The 18,100-nt window shown below is 41.2% G+C and carries 16 protein-coding genes; 8 read left to right on the forward strand and 8 right to left on the reverse strand.

Annotated features, from left to right (window positions below; genetic code table 11):
• Positions 1-169 precede the first annotated feature (169 nt).
• Together ssb and ACVCDT_RS15540 are read right to left on the reverse strand one after the other, a co-directional pair.
• A complete protein-coding gene (gene ssb, locus ACVCDT_RS15535) occupies positions 170-730 on the reverse strand; it encodes a single-stranded DNA-binding protein (RefSeq protein WP_447133709.1) in 561 nt (186 codons plus the stop codon).
• A 12-nt stretch (positions 731-742) separates the two neighbouring features.
• Positions 743-2,080 carry an MFS transporter gene (locus ACVCDT_RS15540; protein ID WP_447133710.1) on the reverse strand — a complete coding sequence of 446 codons (1,338 nt, stop codon included), beginning with the start codon at positions 2,078-2,080 and terminating at the stop codon, positions 743-745.
• Between the two features lie 200 nt (positions 2,081-2,280).
• Between ACVCDT_RS15540 and uvrA the strand changes: the two genes are divergently transcribed.
• Both uvrA and ACVCDT_RS15550 read left to right on the forward strand, forming a co-directional pair.
• Positions 2,281-5,109 carry an excinuclease ABC subunit UvrA gene (gene uvrA, locus ACVCDT_RS15545; RefSeq protein ID WP_447133711.1) on the forward strand — a complete coding sequence of 943 codons (2,829 nt, stop codon included), beginning with the start codon at positions 2,281-2,283 and terminating at the stop codon, positions 5,107-5,109.
• A 13-nt stretch (positions 5,110-5,122) separates the two neighbouring features.
• Entirely contained in the window at positions 5,123-5,518 is a 396-nt protein-coding gene (locus ACVCDT_RS15550) for an acyl-CoA thioesterase (RefSeq protein WP_447133712.1), read from the forward strand.
• A gap of 25 nt (positions 5,519-5,543) precedes the next feature.
• On the opposite strand, the gene ACVCDT_RS15555 is transcribed toward ACVCDT_RS15550, so the two are convergent.
• From ACVCDT_RS15555 to ppa, 3 genes are all read right to left on the reverse strand, one after another.
• Complete coding sequence (locus ACVCDT_RS15555; RefSeq protein WP_447133713.1) at positions 5,544-7,163, reverse strand: methyl-accepting chemotaxis protein; 1,620 nt, start codon at positions 7,161-7,163, stop codon at positions 5,544-5,546.
• Positions 7,164-7,280: 117 nt separating this feature from the next.
• On the reverse strand, positions 7,281-7,727 hold the full coding sequence (locus ACVCDT_RS15560) for a DUF3299 domain-containing protein (protein WP_447133772.1): 447 nt from the start codon (positions 7,725-7,727) through the stop codon (positions 7,281-7,283).
• Between the two features lie 180 nt (positions 7,728-7,907).
• Entirely contained in the window at positions 7,908-8,456 is a 549-nt protein-coding gene (ppa, locus tag ACVCDT_RS15565; RefSeq protein ID WP_447133714.1) for an inorganic diphosphatase, read from the reverse strand.
• Between the two features lie 316 nt (positions 8,457-8,772).
• Between ppa and ACVCDT_RS15570 the strand changes: the two genes are divergently transcribed.
• The gene (locus ACVCDT_RS15570) at positions 8,773-10,767 is read left to right on the forward strand and encodes a sodium-translocating pyrophosphatase (RefSeq protein ID WP_447133715.1); all 1,995 of its coding nucleotides are present in this window, start codon (positions 8,773-8,775) and stop codon (positions 10,765-10,767) included.
• Positions 10,768-10,820: 53 nt separating this feature from the next.
• Here the strand turns inward: ACVCDT_RS15570 and ACVCDT_RS15575 are convergent, their stop codons facing one another.
• A complete protein-coding gene (locus ACVCDT_RS15575; protein ID WP_447133716.1) occupies positions 10,821-11,795 on the reverse strand; it encodes a class 1 fructose-bisphosphatase in 975 nt (324 codons plus the stop codon).
• A 251-nt stretch (positions 11,796-12,046) separates the two neighbouring features.
• Here ACVCDT_RS15575 and mpl point away from each other — a divergent pair, with 251 nt between their 5' ends.
• Both mpl and ACVCDT_RS15585 read left to right on the forward strand, forming a co-directional pair.
• A complete protein-coding gene (gene mpl / locus ACVCDT_RS15580) occupies positions 12,047-13,408 on the forward strand; it encodes a UDP-N-acetylmuramate:L-alanyl-gamma-D-glutamyl-meso-diaminopimelate ligase (RefSeq protein ID WP_447133717.1) in 1,362 nt (453 codons plus the stop codon).
• 4 nt (positions 13,409-13,412) lie between these two features.
• Positions 13,413-14,189 (forward strand): S1/P1 nuclease, encoded by a 777-nt coding sequence (locus ACVCDT_RS15585; protein WP_447133718.1) that lies wholly within the window; start codon positions 13,413-13,415, stop codon positions 14,187-14,189.
• A 123-nt stretch (positions 14,190-14,312) separates the two neighbouring features.
• Here ACVCDT_RS15585 and hemE read toward each other — a convergent pair whose 3' ends face one another.
• Positions 14,313-15,377, reverse strand: coding sequence for a uroporphyrinogen decarboxylase (gene hemE, locus ACVCDT_RS15590; RefSeq protein ID WP_447133719.1), 1,065 nt, complete (start codon positions 15,375-15,377; stop codon positions 14,313-14,315).
• Between the two features lie 257 nt (positions 15,378-15,634).
• The gene (gene nudC / locus ACVCDT_RS15595; RefSeq protein WP_447133720.1) at positions 15,635-16,474 is read right to left on the reverse strand and encodes an NAD(+) diphosphatase; all 840 of its coding nucleotides are present in this window, start codon (positions 16,472-16,474) and stop codon (positions 15,635-15,637) included.
• A gap of 191 nt (positions 16,475-16,665) precedes the next feature.
• On the opposite strand from nudC, the gene ACVCDT_RS15600 reads away from it, so the two are divergent.
• Genes ACVCDT_RS15600 through ACVCDT_RS15610 form a run of 3 tightly spaced genes read left to right on the forward strand, consistent with a single transcriptional unit; the run spans position 16,666 to position 18,026 of the window.
• Positions 16,666-17,097 carry a transcriptional repressor gene (locus ACVCDT_RS15600; protein WP_447133773.1) on the forward strand — a complete coding sequence of 144 codons (432 nt, stop codon included), beginning with the start codon at positions 16,666-16,668 and terminating at the stop codon, positions 17,095-17,097.
• Positions 17,098-17,126: 29 nt separating this feature from the next.
• Entirely contained in the window at positions 17,127-17,591 is a 465-nt protein-coding gene (locus ACVCDT_RS15605) for a chemotaxis protein CheX (RefSeq protein ID WP_447133721.1), read from the forward strand.
• Between the two features lie 15 nt (positions 17,592-17,606).
• Complete coding sequence (locus ACVCDT_RS15610; RefSeq protein ID WP_447133722.1) at positions 17,607-18,026, forward strand: secondary thiamine-phosphate synthase enzyme YjbQ; 420 nt, start codon at positions 17,607-17,609, stop codon at positions 18,024-18,026.
• Positions 18,027-18,100: the final 74 nt, after the last annotated feature.

Genomic DNA, 18,100 nt, shown 5'->3' on the forward strand with positions numbered 1-18,100 from the left:
TTTTGAAAGCAGACGCGAACCTTTGGTGTTGGCTTGCGTTGCTACTTCTAGTTTGAACTCTCTACTGTATGCAGACATAAAACCCCCAGTAATTGGAATGTCCAACTATTGGGGGTCACTTCAACATTGCGAGGCTTTATGAGTATGAATTTTAATTCAAAGTAAAATCCTAAAATGGAATGTCATCATCAAAATCAAAATCTGGCTCAGCCATTGGCGCTGGATTATTTTGCGCTGGGGCTTGATTAAAGCCTTGGTTACCTTGCTGTGGAGCATTTTGTTGCGCAGGTTGTTGACGCGCTTGTTGCTGATAACCTTGATTTTGCGCAGGCTGTTGAGCAGGGCGTTGCTGACCTTGGAAGCCACCATCAGACTGATTGCTTTTGCCACCTAACATTTGCATTACACCATTAAAGGGGTCTAGTACCACTTCAGTAGTGTATCTGTCTTGGCCTTGTTGATCTTGCCATTTACGGGTTTGTAGTTTGCCTTCTATGTACACTTGGCTACCTTTGCGTAGGTATTCGCCAGCAATTTCAGCTAATTTGCCAAACATAGAAACTCGGTGCCATTCGGTTTTCTCTTGGATTTGACCGCTTTGATCTTTCCAGCTTTCAGAGGTGGCTAAGGTTAAGTTGGCCACCGCTTTTCCGTTAGGGGTGTATCTTACTTCAGGATCTTTACCTAAGTTCCCAACTAAAATTACTTTATTTATGCCTTTGCTTGCCATTTTTCCTCCTAATTAATCTTTTAAATTCAGTAGCATGCGAGCTTGTTGAATATCAAAACCTTGCTCAGCTTTTATATATAATATTTGCTTATCATCGGTTGTTCGAATGTCTAGCAAGCCTTCCAACTTAGCAAGCTGTTGGTAGGTTATGCTTGATGTTGGATGAGTGGTTCTCAGTGTATATCGTTTTAATCTGTTAGTCGCCTTTAAACCACGGATTAACCACAACCAAACTACGCATATTATGCTAGCTAGTATAAATACACTTTGATTACTTAATAATTCACTGATACTTCCCGACAGTAAACCACCTAAAAAAGCCCCTAAAAATTGAAAACTTGCGTACATGCCCATAGCTGAGCCTTTTTTACCTGCTGGTGCAATGTTCGACACCATAGCTGGAAAGTTGGCCTCTAAATAATTAAAACAACTAAAAAACAAACACACTAGCGCCATTACCAACAGCAAAGAGTGTTGGCTAAATACTAAAGCTGCAAAAACTAAGGCTAACCCAGCTACATTGATCATTAACATCAGCTCACTGAATTTTTTAGCCATTGCCATGATGCACACTAAACCTAAGATGGATAACAGCAAGATAATTAAATAGGCTTGCCAATGTTGGGCAAATGGCCAATTTAAATTCTGCAAAATTAGCGGAAATTGCACAAATAATAGGGTGATCAGCATATGTAGAATTAACACACTAACATTGAGCCGCCACAATTGCGGATGGCTAATCAATCGTTTTAAATCTTGTACTACTGGCAGGGTGTCTCCCTGTGGTGCCTCTTTTTGCGCTTTAGGCACTGCCCAAATCACTAATAAAATACAAAAACTCGCTAAAATTCCAGTGATCAGAAAAATTCCTTCTAAACCAAACCTTGTGGCAATAAAAGGACCTAAAAACAGCGCCAAATAAAACGAAAATCCAATAGAGATGCCAATTACAGCCATGACTTTAGGTCTTTGGCTTTCGCGACTTAAATCTCCGGCCAAGGCCATCACCGCGCCGGCTATTGCGCCTGCGCCTTGTAAAAACCTACCTATTACTACCCACATCAAACTATCGGCTGATGCAGCTAACAAACTACCTAAGGCAAAGACCGCTAATCCCATAACTATGACAGGTTTACGCCCTATTTTGTCTGATAACACACCCATAGGAATTTGTAATAGAGCTTGGGTTAAACCATAGCCACCTATGGCTAAACCTACTAAAAAAGCTGAGTAGTCTGGGTACTGCTTGGCACTGATTGCCAGCACTGGCATAACCATAAATAGCCCCAACATGCGCAATACATACACAAAGGCTAAAGAAAATGAGGTGCGTAGTTCTGTGGAATTCAAAGGTAATCTAATCTGAAATAGTGGTGTTTGGGGCAGTGGTTAAAATGACGCAATAGTCTATCACAAATTGTATTTTTCCGAATAGCATAAAGCGTTTATTCACGTAATTTTTAACTATACCAAAAGATAATAGCGCTTAGCATAGAGCAAGTTAGAAGAGTGTGTAATACTTCTTCTTTTGCCGTCAAAACAAGTAGAAAATGGATAGAATTGAAGTAAGAGGTGCGCGCACCCATAATCTAAAAAACATCAATTTAGATATACCCAGAGATAAACTCACTGTCATCACTGGATTATCAGGTTCGGGTAAGTCTTCTTTAGCCTTTGATACTTTGTACGCAGAAGGGCAAAGGCGCTATGTTGAGTCTTTGTCGGCTTATGCTAGGCAGTTTTTATCTATGATGGAAAAGCCTGATGTAGACCATATTGAAGGTTTGTCACCAGCCATTTCTATTGAACAAAAATCTACTTCTCATAACCCACGTTCGACTGTGGGTACTATTACCGAAATTTACGATTACTTGCGTTTATTATATGCCCGAGTCGGCGAGCCAAGATGTCCAGACCATCATGTGCCCCTAGACGCTCAAACCATTAGTCAAATGGTAGACAGAGTATTAGAAATGCCGGCCGACACTAAGTTAATGTTGTTAGCGCCTGTGGTACAAGATCGTAAAGGCGAGCATGTTAAAACCTTAGAAAACTTAGCCGCTCAGGGCTTTATTCGTGCGCGTATAGATGGCAACGTGTGTGACTTGTCTGATCCCCCAGAATTAGATTTACATAAAAAACATACCATTGAAGTGGTGGTAGACCGCTTTAAAGTAAGAGAAGACCTAAAACTTAGATTGGCAGAGTCATTTGAAACCGCTTTAGGTTTATCCAGTGGAACCGCCAAAGTGGCCTTTATGGACGAGCCCAACAAAACCGAGTTGGTATTTTCTTCTAATTTTGCTTGCCCACATTGTGGTTATAGCATGGCCGAATTAGAGCCAAGATTGTTTTCATTTAATAACCCTGCAGGGGCTTGTCAAAGTTGTGATGGTTTAGGCACCAGACAATTTTTTGATCCAAGTCGCATTATTGCTAACCAAGAAATTAGCTTGTCTGGCGGCGCTATTCGCGGTTGGGATAAACGAAGTTATTATTATTTTCAGATGTTACAAGCCGTAGCTGAGCATTATAAATTTGATCTCACTGTGCCTTTTGCTGAGTTAGACGATAAAGCCAAAGAGATCATCTTGTATGGCAGTAAAGGTACCTCATTAAAATTTAAATATATTAATGATCGTGGCGACATCATGGAGCGCAAGCACCCCTTTGAGGGCATAATTCCAAATATGGAACGCCGCTATAAAGAAACCGAATCTAACGCGGTACGCGACGAGCTAGCTAAATATTTAAGTCAGCAACACTGTGCCAGCTGCTCTGGTAGTCGCCTAAGGTTAGAAGCCAGAAATGTATTTATTGGTGAAACCCCACTTAACGTCATCACAGATATGTCGATTGCTGATGCCTTGGAGTTTTTTGCTAATTTAAAGCTCACAGGTAAAAGAGAAAAAATTGCTGAAAAAATCTTTAAAGAAATCAACGACAGGTTGAGCTTTTTAGTGAATGTAGGTTTGAATTACTTATCTCTATCCCGTAGCGCCGATACGTTATCGGGCGGTGAAGCTCAACGCATCCGTTTAGCTAGCCAAATAGGAGCTGGGCTAGTAGGAGTCATGTATGTGTTAGATGAGCCTTCGATTGGTCTACACCAAAGAGATAACGAAAGGTTGTTAAAAACCTTGATTCATTTACGTGACTTGGGCAATACAGTATTAGTGGTAGAGCACGATGAAGATGCCATAAGAGCGGCTGACTTTGTGTTAGATATTGGCCCTGGTGCTGGGGTGCATGGCGGTGAAGTGGTGGCCCAAGGCACCATTGAAGATATTAAAAAGAGTGAACACTCTATTACCGGTAAATACCTATCCGGACGAGAAAAAATAGCAGTGCCGGCTAAGCGCACGCCTATAAACCAAGAAAAGTGGATTGAATTAATTGGCGCCACTGGCAACAATTTACAAAATGTGACCTTTAAAGCGCCAGTAGGGCTAATGACCTGCGTGACAGGCGTTTCTGGTTCGGGTAAGTCAACCTTAATTAATGATACTTTTTATCGCATCGCCCACAGAGAACTTAACAATGCCACTACAGGTGAGCCTGCGCCTTATCAATCGATTTCGGGTTTAGAGTTTATGGATAAGGTGGTGGATATAGATCAAAGCCCTATAGGTCGTACTCCACGCTCTAATCCTGCTACTTACGCGGGTATTTTTACCCCAGTAAGAGAACTATTTGCCGGCACCCAAGAAGCCCGTTCACGTGGATATAAGCCAGGCCGATTTAGTTTTAATGTAAAAGGTGGACGCTGTGAAGCTTGTCAGGGTGACGGGGTGATTAAGGTGGAAATGCATTTCTTACCAGACGTTTATGTGCCTTGTGATATTTGTAAAGGCAAAAGGTACAATCGCGAAACGCTGGAAATTCAATACAAAGGTTTAAATATTCACCAAGTATTAGAAATGACAGTAGAAGAAGCCCGCCCCTTTTTTGATGTCATACCTGCCATTGCCCGTAAGTTACAAACCTTAATGGATGTGGGCTTGTCTTATGTGCGTTTGGGGCAAGCGGCTACTACCTTATCGGGCGGTGAAGCCCAAAGGGTGAAATTGGCCAAAGAATTGTCGAAGCGCGATACCGGCCAAACTTTGTATATATTAGATGAGCCTACTACTGGTTTACATTTTCACGATATCAAACAGTTGTTAGAAGTACTGCACAGATTACGTGATCATGGCAACACAGTAGTAGTGATTGAGCACAACTTAGATGTCATAAAAACCGCTGATTGGGTGGTAGATTTAGGCCCAGAAGGTGGGTCTGGTGGTGGACAAATTATTGCACAGGGTACCCCCGAAGAGATTTGTAAGGTAGCAGAATCACATACCGCAAGATTCCTTAAACCTTTACTCAAACAATAGAGAATTATCGTTTATGTTCAGTGAAGAATTTAATGTTAGGTTTTACGAAACCGATGCTTTAGCCCATGTGAGCAACACTGTTTTAGTTGGTTGGTTTGAAGCTGGCCGCGAACCTATTTTTAAAATATTTAATCCAGAATTAGATTTACAAAATTGGCCGCTAATTTTGGCTAGTTATAAAGTGGATTTTTTGCAGCAAATTTTTTATGGCAAAAAGGTGCAAATAAAAACTTATATAGGTCGTATAGGAAATAGCTCTTTTGATGTTTATCAGGAGCTCTGGCAAGACCAACAAAAGTGCGCCACTGGCACTACTACTATGGTGCACTTTGATTACCAAACACAAAAAGCTGTGGCTATTAGCGAGCAAGTGAAAAAGGTTTTACAGGATCACCTTTTTACCAACTAAGTGTATCTAATTAAGACGCTAAGTCTTAGACCTTAAATTGTTGGGTGATCCCTTCTAAATGTTTGGCTAATTGTGCAAGTTCGGCACTGACCGAGGCGAGTTTTTGTGAACTGGCTGCGGTTTCTACCGTTTTATGATGAATTTCATCCACATTGCTACTAATGGATTTTGCCACTGTTTGTTGTTCACCCGTGGCTAAAGCTATTTGGTCATTCATGCTAGTAATGCGGTTAATAGTATCGTTAATGACAGCCAAAGATGCCCCTGCTTTATTAGCGGTTTCTACACTTGAACTGGCTTGTTCTGTGCCTTTAGCCATCACACTTACCGCAGAGCGTGCAGCGCCTTGTAATTGTTCTATGGTTTTTTGAATTTCTTCGGTTGATTGTTGAGTACGGGATGCCAAGGTACGTACTTCGTCAGCTACTACTGCAAATCCTCGGCCTTGTTCGCCGGCTCTGGCTGCTTCAATGGCGGCATTTAACGCCAGCAAATTAGTTTGTTCAGCAATTCCTTTAATCACATCTAATACCACGCCCACTTGGTTAGAATCTGATTCTAATTTGCTAATAACTTCGGCAGTATCACTTACATTGGCTGCTAACTCTTGAATACTTTGCACTGTATGATTTACCACAGCTTGCCCATCATCGGCTGCACTAGATGCATCGCCCGCAGCGGTGGCGGCTTCTGCAGCACTTTCTGCTACGGCAATTACACTAGTAGACATATCGTCAACCGCAGTTTTGGCTTGGCCGGCAGAACGCTGTTGAATATCAATGGTTTTATTGGTGTCTTCGGTTAACTGGTTTAGGTTTTGGGCCAATTCTGATAAAGGCAAAGATGCATTCACTATGTCTTTTACAACGCCTTGCAGTTTTTCCATAAACTGATTAAACCAATGCACCAAATCGCCAATCTCGTCTTGGCTGTTTGATTGGATCCTAACGGTTAAGTCGCCGTCTTCTTGGGCAATATCTTTTAACGATTCTACTACTTTAACTATGCTGCCTTTAATTCCAGTGACTATAGGAATGGCAGTGGCAAATAATAAAAAGATAGTGAAGACCGCCATAAAGCCACCTATGACCACAGTGTACTGACCATTGTCGCTGGCTTCATTTATATCGGCTTGAAATGCACTAATGCGGTTTTCTTTAAATTGTCTAAGCGCGCTAAACGCATCATCGTAGTGCTCATTCATTTTTACTGAAAGCTCACCAAGTTTAGAAAAATCGGCAGTACCATCTATCATGGACTGAGAGACATCAAAAGCCAGCGCATAATAATCTTCGAAAGAGCGAATAATACTTTTCACTTCTGAGTTAAACTTTGGTGCTTTGTTGCTAATTTGAGCTAACAGTGTAAGGGTACTTTCAGCGTGTTGTTTGGCTAATTCAAGAGCTTCATCGTCACCAGTGGTGACTGCGCTGCTTAGGGTTTCTTTTACTTTTTCCATAGTAACCAAAGCATTTTGTGAATAATCCAGAGCTGGATATTGCACTGCTATAACGTTGTCTAAAATATCGACATTTTTTAATGCAGTGGCAGTGGTAATGGCCAAATACAGCAAAAAACCAACAGTGCCAATAATAGGAATTAAGAACAGTTTTTTGGCAATGCTCATCTTATTCAGAAAATTCATGTGGTTACCTTAAATCTCAGCTGAAACGCGAGTAGGTTCAAGTACGTACTTTTATGTTAGTCGACCTGTAGCATTTGACCAAAGCTAGACATTAATTTTGCTGGGAATTGACTAAAGTTAACCTTCGTAAGGACTAACTTTAATACCTGTTAGTGAGTAACCAACAGTTGCAATATCGCCTTTCCAGCCTTGAGTTGATAATTTCCCTGTCACCCATACTGCGTCATTTAAGTTATCTATCGGCACTGGGCTAGAAAACTTCACATGAACAATTTGATTAGCAGGTGGAGGAGGGACATGAATACAAGCACCAAAATAAGGCACGAGTAAAAATTCGCTGGTGGTTTGGTTGTCACCTTCTAATGGCACAACAAAGCCCGGGATTTTGACTAACTTGCCGTTTAAGCTGTTTACCACAGGGGCATCTAATCCCATTTGCGTCATGCTGCCATCGTGATTAAGCGGGGCATCAGGAATTTGATAGTCTTTTGGTACCATATCTTCCCAAAACAATTCCAGTGGCGGGTTGGCATTCACCGAAAAGCTTAATAATAAAAACACCATAAAATAGCTTTTAAAAAGAATATTCATAAGTCATTGCTGCCTGCTTAAGGAGTGTAAAGATATTGTTAGGTTAGGCCTTACTTTAGCCTATCTTAGCTGTTTAGTTTGAGGGAAAGAATGTGGGCAATAATAAAAAGTGCAAGGACCTAGCAGCCCTTGCACTTAAAATAATAATAACAATTAAAAAGCTGGCTTTTCGTCGGCTTCTTCGTACAGCTTAACACTAAGTAATAACTCGTCTTTTGCCGCTTGAGCGTCGCCCCATCCGTCAATTTTAACCCATTTATTTGGCTCTAAGTCTTTGTAATGCTCAAAGAAATGCTGAATTTGTTGTTTAGTTAATTCAGGGATTTGATCAATATCAGTAATGCCACGGTAAATGGTAGATAACTTGTCTACAGGCACGGCAAGAATTTTAGCGTCTGTACCAGATTCGTCAGTCATTTTTAACACGCCAACAGGTCGGCAACGAATTACTGAGCCGGCAAGTAAAGGAAAAGGCGTAATAACTAACACATCAGCTGGATCACCGTCTTCAGATAAAGTATGCGGGACATATCCGTAGTTAGTGGGGTAATGCATGCAAGTCGCCATAAAGCGATCAACAAAAATAGCCCCTGACTCTTTATCGACTTCGTATTTTACCGGATCCGAGTGAGCAGGAATTTCAATAATGACGTTAATTTCTTCTGGTAAGTTTTTACCAGCTGGCACAGCGTTAAGGCTCATAGTATTACCTAAGTTAGTTAATTTTTAATAGCCAGATTATAGAGCTTAGGGAGGCAAGATGAAACTCACTAAAGGGATTAAAATGCCGCTTTGGCAGAATTATTGATTAAAACTTGAACTAAACCTAAATAACTCGTTATAGTTGCTACGACAATGTTAATAAATTGTAAATAAAACAATAAAGTAGCCAAGTACTCATGAATGAAGTAGGCGATGAGAGATTGGCTAAGAAGTAAAACAACTGCTGCTAATTTCGCTATAAAAGTGAAGATTAATTGCACTTTTGTTTATTCCTTACACTAACTCTGGGGATCTTATGACTGATTTATTCTACTTACCTCCTATCTTAGGATTGGCTGGTTTATTCTGTGCTTTTATCATTTATTTTATTATTAAAAAATCGCCCGTCACCAATCCTGAGGTGCGCAAAATAGGCGATGCCATTCACACTGGTGCTATGGTCTTTATGCATCGCGAATATAAAATGTTATTTATATTTGCTTTAGTAGTGGGTATAGCCTTGTATTTTTCTTTAGGGAAGTACACTACCTTAGCTTTTGTTGCAGGGGCAATTTGCTCGGCTTTTGCCGGTTACATGGGCATGTTTACTGCAACTAAAGCTAATGTGCGCACCACTCAATCTGCCCATGATGAAGGTCCTGCTGCTGCCTTAACCATCGCCTTTATGGGTGGCTCGGTTATGGGGCTATGTGTAGCTTCGATGGGGCTATTAGGCTTAGGCTCATTATATTGGTTCTTTGGTGGCGACCCAGCTACCGCACACGTTATCCACGGTTTTGGCATGGGGGCATCTATAGTGGCGCTGTTTTCTCGTGTGGGTGGCGGTATTTTTACTAAAAGTGCAGATGTAGGCGCAGATTTAGTCGGAAAAATTGAAGCGGGTATTCCAGAAGACGATCCCCGTAATCCAGGTGTGATTGCCGATAATGTGGGTGACAACGTGGGTGATGTTGCTGGCATGGGTTCAGATATCTTTGAATCTTATTGCGGCTCTATGATAGCGACCATTGCTATTGCTTCTACTATGGCCATAGGCATTTTAGGTAGTCGTGAAGCATTAATGTTTTTACCTTTGGCATTAGCCTCAACCGGATTGTTGTGCTCTGTGGCGGGTATAGTACTAGTAAAACTCATGTCGGCCAGCAAACCTGAAGTGGCACTGCGTGCTGGTACTATGTCGGCAGCCGTAATCTTTATTGCTGCAGCCTATTTTGTTATTACTCAACTAGGGGTGAATACCCAAGTGTGGTGGGCTGTTGTATCTGGTGCGGTAGGGGGCATTATTATTGGTTTAGTCACTGAATATTATACGGCTTCCACCCCAGTGAGAAAAATTGCTGAATCTGGTGAAACAGGACCTGCTACTGTGATGATCACTGGTTTGTCTGTAGGTATGCAATCTGTGGTTGTGCCGGTTTTAACTATATGTGCGATTATCTATGCCTCAACCCAACTTTCTGGCCTATACGGGGTGGGAATCGCCGCTGTGGGTATGCTAGCCACTGTGGGTATTACTATGGCCATAGATGCTTATGGACCAGTAGCCGACAATGCTGGGGGGATTGCTGAAATGGCAGGCTTAGGTGAAGAAACCCGTGCCATCACTGATTCACTAGACGAATTAGGCAATACCACAGCCGCTATAGGTAAAGGCTTTGCAATAGGGGCTGCAGCCTTAGCCGCCCTTGCTATTATTGCCGCATTTATTGAAACCTTAGTTGCTAAGTACCCTGGCTTTAGCCTGAATTTGGGCAACCCATTAGTTTTAATTGGTTTGTTTATTGGGGGCTTATTACCCTTTTTAATTGCGTCTATCACTATGACGGCAGTAGGGGATGCAGCCTTTGAGATGATCCAAGAAATTCGTCGTCAATTTAAGGAAATTGCCGGTTTAATGGAAGGAACGGCCGAACCTGACACGGCACGATGTGTGGATATTGCCACCCAAGCAGCGTTGAAAAAAATGATTTTACCTGGGGTAATAGCGGTAGGTGTTCCGCCTTTAGTGGGCTTTGGTTTAGGGGCTTATGCACTTGGCGGTATGTTAGGTGGCGCGCTGTTAGGCTGTGTGTTACTGGCCTTAATGATGGCCAATGCTGGTGGCGCATGGGACAATGCTAAAAAACACGTAGAAAAAGGTAACTTAGGTGGCAAAGGCTCTGCAGTGCATGCGGCTGTGGTGGTGGGGGATACAGTAGGTGACCCCTTTAAAGATACATCTGGGCCTTCTATGAATATATTAATTAATGTGATGGCAATAGTGAGCTTAGTTATCGCTCCGCTGTTGTAAAACTAATTCAGCCCTAAACTCAAGGTAGTTTAGGGCTGACTTTTACAGCTGGTTTAGGCTTTTTTGGTGTAGCTTAAACAGGCTTCTACTTCTTCTTTTGAGCCAATTAATACTGGCACTCTTTGATGAATTTCAGTTGGCATGACTTCCATGATACGGCCATTACCTGTGTCAGCCAGCCCACCTGCTTGCTCAACTAAAAACGCCATAGGATTTGCTTCATATAACAAACGTAACTTACCGGCCTTGCTAGGATCACGTTTGTCATAAGGGTACATAAAAATACCACCTCGACATAAAACTCTGTGAATATCTCCTACCATGGCTGCCACCCAACGCATGTTGTAATCTTTTTTACGTGGTCCTTCGGTACCAGCTAACAAATCATTAATGTAGTTTTTGATAGGTGGTTCCCAATGACGTTGGTTAGACGCATTGATAGAAAACTCGGCGGTTTGCTCTGGCACTTTGATATTAGGGGTGGTGACTAAGAATCCACCATGGGTTTTATCTAAAGTATAAAGGTGAGTACCGCGACCTGTGGTTAAGGCTAACATCGCTGAGGGACCATATAACACATAACCCGCAGCCACAATTTGGGTACCTGGTTGCAAAAATGCCGATGGATCGTTTGGCTCCATCCATTGAGGGGCATGAGTAATAGAAAAAATGGTACCTATTAAGCTGTTTATGTCGGTATTAGAAGAGCCATCTAGGGGATCAAAACTGACTAAGTATTTGCCATCAGGGTTGCAAGGAACTACATCGTCTTCTTCTTCAGAAGAGATGGCTTTTACATACCCAGACTCACTTAAAATATCTTTTAAAATTTGATTGGAAATCACATCCAATTTTTTTTGTCTTTCCCCTTGAACATTGTCACTCAGGGTAGAACCTAACACCCCAGCTAACGCACCTTGGCTAACCCTAAAAGAAATTTCCTTGCAGCCTGCTAACAATGTTCTAAGCAGCAGGATCAGTTCCATAGGCGCGCCATCTTCTTGCAATTGGGAGTTGAGTCTTTTCATTTTTGCTATCTACCTTGTGATGAAAGAGGGGTGCTGACATAAATCAACACTATTTTTATCCTGTTTGTTTTATGCTCAATAATTGTACCTAGAAAAAACAAGAAACTCAGTATACAAAATGCATTCTTTATAACCAATTGATTATCTCGTGTCAGTTAACCTATACAAAGCGTATTTTTTTACATTGTTAATTGGGTTCACTCACACTGTTCTGGTAATCTACTGCCCTTAATATTTTTCATCGGCAATCTATGCATCTACATATTTTAGGTATTTGTGGCACCTTTATGGGCGGCATCGCGGCTATAGCCAAAGAATTAGGACACAAAGTAACAGGCTCTGATAACAATGTTTATCCTCCTATGAGCACACAATTAGCCGCGTTAGGTATTGAATTGTTTGAAGGTTACGATACCAGTCAATTCGAACCTGAACCTGACATTGTGGTAATAGGCAATGCCTTATCGCGCGGAAACCCTGCAGTTGAGTATGTGTTAGACCGAAACTTAGCTTATACCAGCGGCCCGCAGTGGTTACTCGAAAACGTGTTAAAAGATCGTTGGGTGGTGGCAGTCTCTGGTACCCATGGTAAAACCTCTACTTCTAGTATGTTGGCATGGATTTTAGAGTCTGCAGGCTTAAAACCCGGATTTTTAATTGGCGGAATTCCACAAAATTTTGAGGTGTCGGCGCGCTTAGGCGAAAGCCCATTTTTTGTAATTGAAGCAGATGAATACGATAGTGCCTTTTTTGATAAGCGCTCTAAATTTGTTCATTATCGGCCACGTACTTTAGTTATCAATAATTTAGAATTTGATCACGCAGATATTTTTGACGATATAGCCGACATTCAAAAACAGTTTCATCACTTGTTGCGTATGGTACCCAATAATGGCTTAGTGTTACTGCCAAAACAGGATAACAACCTGTTGCCTGTATTAGATATGGGATGTTGGACGCCAGTGCAATTTAGTGGCTCAGATTGGCAAATTCAACAAGCCAATCCAGCTACCAGTGAATTTGAAGTAGCATTTAAAGGTCAGGTGAAGGGCCAAGTTAAATGGGATTTAATAGGCCAGCACAATGCTAACAATGCCTTGATGGCCATTGCCGCAGCGCAACATTGTGGGGTAAAGCCCGAACTCGCCATTTCTACATTAGCCGATTATGTCAATGTAAAACGCCGCATGGAAATCAAAGCCCAAATAAACAACATTACTATTTATGATGATTTTGCTCATCATCCAACTGCCATAAAAACCACTATAGACGGGCTTAGAGCTAAGATTACTGAAGGACGTATTTTAGCTGTGCTAGAGCCTCGCTCAAACACTATGAAAATGGGAGTGCACAAAAAACAGCTGGCCGCAGCTTGGGCGCAGGCCGATCAAGTGTTTATTTTAGAACCAACAAATTTAAGCTGGTCAATGCAGTCACTATTGACAGACAGTCAAGTCACCGCCATTTTGTACAAAGATCTTGAGCAATTGACTCAATCTATTGTGGCTTATGCCAAGCCAGCAGATCATATAGTGGTGATGAGCAATGGCAGTTTTGGTGGTATACACAATTTATTAATCGAACAATTATCTAAAAATTTAAATAAAGGTTAACAATATGAAGTTATCAAGATTACTAATTGGCGCAGTTGCGGCTGTAATGAGCTTTCAAGCTTTCAGCTGGGGACAAACCGGGCATAGAGTAACAGGGGCTATCGCAGAGCAATACTTAAGTCCAGCGGCATTAAAAGCAATAAGTCAATTGTTACCTTATGAAGACTTAGCCGAAGCCTCAACTTTTGCTGACGAAATGCGCTCAAGTCCGGGAGAGTTTTGGCAAAAAACCACAGTGCCTTGGCATTGGGTTACAGTTCCTGAAGGAAAGACTTATGCACAAGTTGGCGCTCCTGAAGAAGGTGATGCTTATAGTGGTTTAGCCTACTTTACAAAACAATTGACGGATCCAGCCAGTAGCCGCGAACAAAAACAAGTGGCCCTAAAGTTTATTGTGCACATTATCGGAGACTTACATCAACCTATGCATGCTGGTAATGGCAAAGATAGAGGCGGCAACCAGGTGAAAGTGTCGTGGTTTTGGGAAGACTCAAATTTACACAGAGTGTGGGATACCGGCATGATAGACGGCGAAAATTTGTCTTATACAGAATTTACCGCCAAATTAAGCCGAAAAATTACCCCTGAGCAAGCTAAAGCATGGATGGAAACCGATCCTAATGTGTGGATTGCTGAAAGTATTAAAATTCGCGACCAAGTTTATCCAAAAAGCGAAAAGTTAAATTATGAATATTTGTTTAACCATTTACCAATAGTGAAACAGCGCTTGCAAATGGCTGGTGTGCGAGTAGCGGCGTATCTAAACACTTTGTTTAAATAAGTTAAGCTGTGTTTTGCTTGGGCGGTTTGGCATAAATGCAGCTGGCTTGGCAAATTAAGGTTCAAAAAAGGCACACTTAGGTGTGCCTTTTTAATGGTTTAAACAAAAAGTAAAAACTAATCTTTATACATGAAACGGACGACTTAGCTTATGTACAGCGTCTATAAAGACCTTGGCATTTTCAGGCGGTACATCTAAATGAATGCCATGGCCTAAATTAAACACATGGCCGTTGCCTTTGCCAAAACCTTCTAAAATCAACTGAACTTCTTGTTCAATTCTATGGGCAGGTGCATATAACATTGAAGGATCCATATTACCTTGCAACGCGACTTTGTCACCAATACGAGCTTTAGCGTCGGCCATATCTACTGTCCAATCTAGTCCTACTGCATCGCAGCCTGTCGCAGCAATAGACTCTAACCATAGACCGGCATTTTTGGTAAACAGGGTAACGGGTACTTTGCGCCCGTCATTTTCACGGGTTAACCCATCTACAATTTTGTGCATATATTGCAAAGAAAATTCGCGATAATCTCGACCCGATAACACCCCACCCCAAGTATCAAATACCATAACAGACTGCGCACCCGCAGCTATTTGGGCGTTTAGGTATAAAATCACTGAATCGGCCAGTTTATCTAATAATAAGTGCAGGGCTTGTGGTTCACTAAATGCCATTTTTTTGATTTTAGTAAAGGCTTTGCTGGAACCGCCTTCAATCATATAAGTGGCTAAAGTCCATGGACTGCCAGAAAACCCAATTAAAGGCACTTGCCCTTTAAGGTTTTTACGAATAGTGCGTACTGCATTCATGACATATTGCAGTTCGACTTCTGGATCTAATTCTGGCAGCTTTTGAATATCAGCCATACAGCTCAAAGGGCGTTCAAATTTAGGCCCTTCACCTGCTTCAAAATATAAGCCTAAGCCCATAGCATCTGGAATAGTTAAAATGTCAGAAAATAGAATGGCGGCATCTAAGTCAAAACGGCGAAGCGGTTGTAAGGTCACTTCACAAGCCAGTTCAGCATTTTTGCACAATGACATAAAATCCCCTGCTTCTGCACGGGTGGCTTTATATTCTGGTAAATAACGGCCTGCTTGGCGCATCATCCAGACAGGTGTAGTGTCGACGGGTTGACGTAATAAGGCTCGTAAATATCGATCGTTTTGCAAAGTTTGCATGGTTTTCCTCAATCCGAAACGCGTGTAGCAGAGTAATAGGCCAGTAAGCGCAAAAAAGGCAGTATTGTAGCGACTTTATAGCCTGAAAAAAGGATAAAATGGTATTTACCCGACAAAAACTTGCAATCTTGCGGTTTTCTCTGCTATAACATTGCTGCGAAAGCAAAATAATAATAAAGAACTCGTTTACGAGTCCAAAGACGCTAAAATATTCGAACCCCACTTCTTGTGGGGTTTTTTATGCGCTTAAGCTTATGTTAACTTGGGTTTGTGGGGATAGGCTGCTGAAGTTGAATTTCTTTTAAACTGTGTTCAATAAGCTGCCCAGCAATAGATAACTTAGGCGGGGTATTAGGTAATTCATCTATTGAGTACCAATTTGCTTCGAGAATTTCTTTACCATCCACTTGAATTTCACCCTGATCATAATCCGCTAAAAAGCCCACCATTAACGAATGGGGAAAGGGCCAAGGTTGGCTAGAAAAATAACGCAGATTTTTAATTCTAATAGACACTTCTTCAAACACTTCTCTATGAACTGCTTGTTCTAGGGTTTCACCACTCTCAACAAATCCAGCTAAGACTGAATACATGTTACGACTTTGCTGAGGTTTGCCCTGAGCTAACAAAATGCGTTTGTCGCGCTTTATTGCGACTATTATGCAAGGGGAAATTCTTGGGTAGCATCTGTGCGTGCAACGCGAGCATTGCATGGCCATTTCCCAATCTATTTGTTGCATTTTACAACCACATTGCCCGCAAAAACGGTGGGTACGCATAAATAATGTTATTTGCCAGGCTCGCGCTGCAATGCCAAAAAAGTCTGTATGACTTTGGGCTAATAATGAACGCATGCTTATTAATACTAATTGATCGTGATCTATGGTTTCGTTGCCCATGTCGATTAAATAACAAGGCAAATCTTGGTGTTGGCCAATTTTTACTACCTGTTCTTGATAAGCATGGGCGAAGTCTAGTTCTGCCCATGAGCAAATCATGGGTTCGTCATTGTCATTTGTTTGGATGATCTTGTCGCCGATAAACACTAGCCATATGGCTTGAGTGTCTGCTGTTAAGGATACATTTATCTCAATCATTCAGTTACCTAGCAATTTTTATATAAATTAGCACAGAGTGAATAGGTCAGAGTAGTTTTCTTGTTGAGAGTTGCAGAATATTTGGCCTAACTAATCCAGCAAGCCTGAGCTAAATGTACGCAATAAATAAATTTTAATGTTATCCTTTAGACCTAGATTTTAAAGGATATTAAGTGACCAGTTCAGAGCAGATGAATAAGCAAAATCAAGTGTACAAAGCCAGACAATTTTGCGAAAACAAAGGTGCAAGGTTTACCTTATTAAGAGAGAAGGTTTATGCATTGTTGTTAGAACAACAAGGTGCTGTGGGTGCCTATGAACTTTTAGACACTCTAAAACTCACAGAAGCCAATGCTAAGCCTGCTACTGTTTACCGCACTTTAGACTTTTTGCTTGAGTTTGGACTGATCCATAAAATTGAATCTACTAATGCTTTTGTAGCTTGTCATCACTTTGATTGTAATCACCCGGTGCAATTTTTGATCTGTGACAGCTGTGGCGACGTACAAGAAATACAGTCAGAAGGTTTAAAAGAAACCTTAGACAGCCAAGCCTTATCTGTTGGATTTAATGTTGATAAGCAAACTATAGAAGCTCACGGTGTTTGTGCGGTCTGTCAATAAGTCATCTAAACCAAGGAATAAAAAAAACAATGAATGCAGAGTTTATCAACCCTTTTATCGCGGCTTTAATTAATGTTCTACAAACCATGGCGCAAACTGAGCTGGTGCCTGGCAAACCAAAGAAAAAAAACGATGATCAAGCCATGGGTGATATTTCTGGATTAATTGGTATGGTTGGCGACAATATTCAAGGCTCTATGTCTATCTCTTTTGAAGAAGGTTTAGCCTTAGAAATCATGCATAAAATGCTTGGAGAGCGTCACGACACTATTGATGCAGAAGTAAAAGACATGGTAGGTGAGCTAACCAATATGATTTGTGGTGGCGCCAAAAACGATTTAGACAAAAAGGGGTTTAATTTTGGTATGGCCACGCCTATGGTGGTATCAGGTAAAAATCATACTGTAGACCATCAGGTAGACGGTAAAAAAATGGTGATGCCTTTTTCACACGCTTCTGGGCAACTATATTTAGAAATGTGTTTTAACAAATAGCCAAATAATATTTCTATGTGGAAACAGCAATCCATAACATTAACGCCTAAGAGTAGGGGTTACCATTTAGTTACACAGGAAATATTATCTCAACTGCATGAGATTCAATCATTTAAGGTAGGGCTTTTACATTTATTTATTCAGCATACTAGTGCTAGCTTAACCATAAATGAAAATGCCGACCCAACAGTTCGTCAAGATCTAGAATCTCATATCAATTATTTGGTACCTGAAAACCAACCCTATTATTTACATAACTATGAAGGCGCAGATGATATGCCTGCGCATATTAAAGCAAGTTTGTTAGGAAACAGCCTGACTATTCCTATTGTGCAAGGTAAGTTGGGATTAGGAACTTGGCAAGGTATTATACTGGGTGAGCATAGGTTAAGAGCGGGAAATCGTAGGATTTTAGCTACCCTTACAGGTGACTAAAATAATTTAAATAAAATGATTGCTTTACCTGTTTTTCTCTATATTATCCGCAAAAATTCACTATGACCTTTAAG

This window comes from Paraglaciecola aestuariivivens, from assembly GCF_052983255.1.

Coding starts and splice junctions, on each gene's coding strand:
- ssb (WP_447133709.1), bottom strand. CDS start 730: ATGGCAAGCAAAGGCATAAATAAAGTAATTTTAGTTGGGAACTTAGGT.
- uvrA (WP_447133711.1), top strand. CDS start 2,281: ATGGATAGAATTGAAGTAAGAGGTGCGCGCACCCATAATCTAAAAAAC.
- ACVCDT_RS15550 (WP_447133712.1), top strand. CDS start 5,123: ATGTTCAGTGAAGAATTTAATGTTAGGTTTTACGAAACCGATGCTTTA.
- ACVCDT_RS15555 (WP_447133713.1), bottom strand. CDS start 7,163: ATGAATTTTCTGAATAAGATGAGCATTGCCAAAAAACTGTTCTTAATT.
- ACVCDT_RS15560 (WP_447133772.1), bottom strand. CDS start 7,727: ATGGTGTTTTTATTATTAAGCTTTTCGGTGAATGCCAACCCGCCACTG.
- ppa (WP_447133714.1), bottom strand. CDS start 8,456: ATGAGCCTTAACGCTGTGCCAGCTGGTAAAAACTTACCAGAAGAAATT.
- ACVCDT_RS15570 (WP_447133715.1), top strand. CDS start 8,773: ATGACTGATTTATTCTACTTACCTCCTATCTTAGGATTGGCTGGTTTA.
- ACVCDT_RS15575 (WP_447133716.1), bottom strand. CDS start 11,795: ATGAAAAGACTCAACTCCCAATTGCAAGAAGATGGCGCGCCTATGGAA.
- mpl (WP_447133717.1), top strand. CDS start 12,047: ATGCATCTACATATTTTAGGTATTTGTGGCACCTTTATGGGCGGCATC.
- ACVCDT_RS15585 (WP_447133718.1), top strand. CDS start 13,413: ATGAAGTTATCAAGATTACTAATTGGCGCAGTTGCGGCTGTAATGAGC.
- hemE (WP_447133719.1), bottom strand. CDS start 15,377: ATGCAAACTTTGCAAAACGATCGATATTTACGAGCCTTATTACGTCAA.
- nudC (WP_447133720.1), bottom strand. CDS start 16,474: ATGATTGAGATAAATGTATCCTTAACAGCAGACACTCAAGCCATATGG.
- ACVCDT_RS15600 (WP_447133773.1), top strand. CDS start 16,666: ATGAATAAGCAAAATCAAGTGTACAAAGCCAGACAATTTTGCGAAAAC.
- ACVCDT_RS15605 (WP_447133721.1), top strand. CDS start 17,127: ATGAATGCAGAGTTTATCAACCCTTTTATCGCGGCTTTAATTAATGTT.
- ACVCDT_RS15610 (WP_447133722.1), top strand. CDS start 17,607: ATGTGGAAACAGCAATCCATAACATTAACGCCTAAGAGTAGGGGTTAC.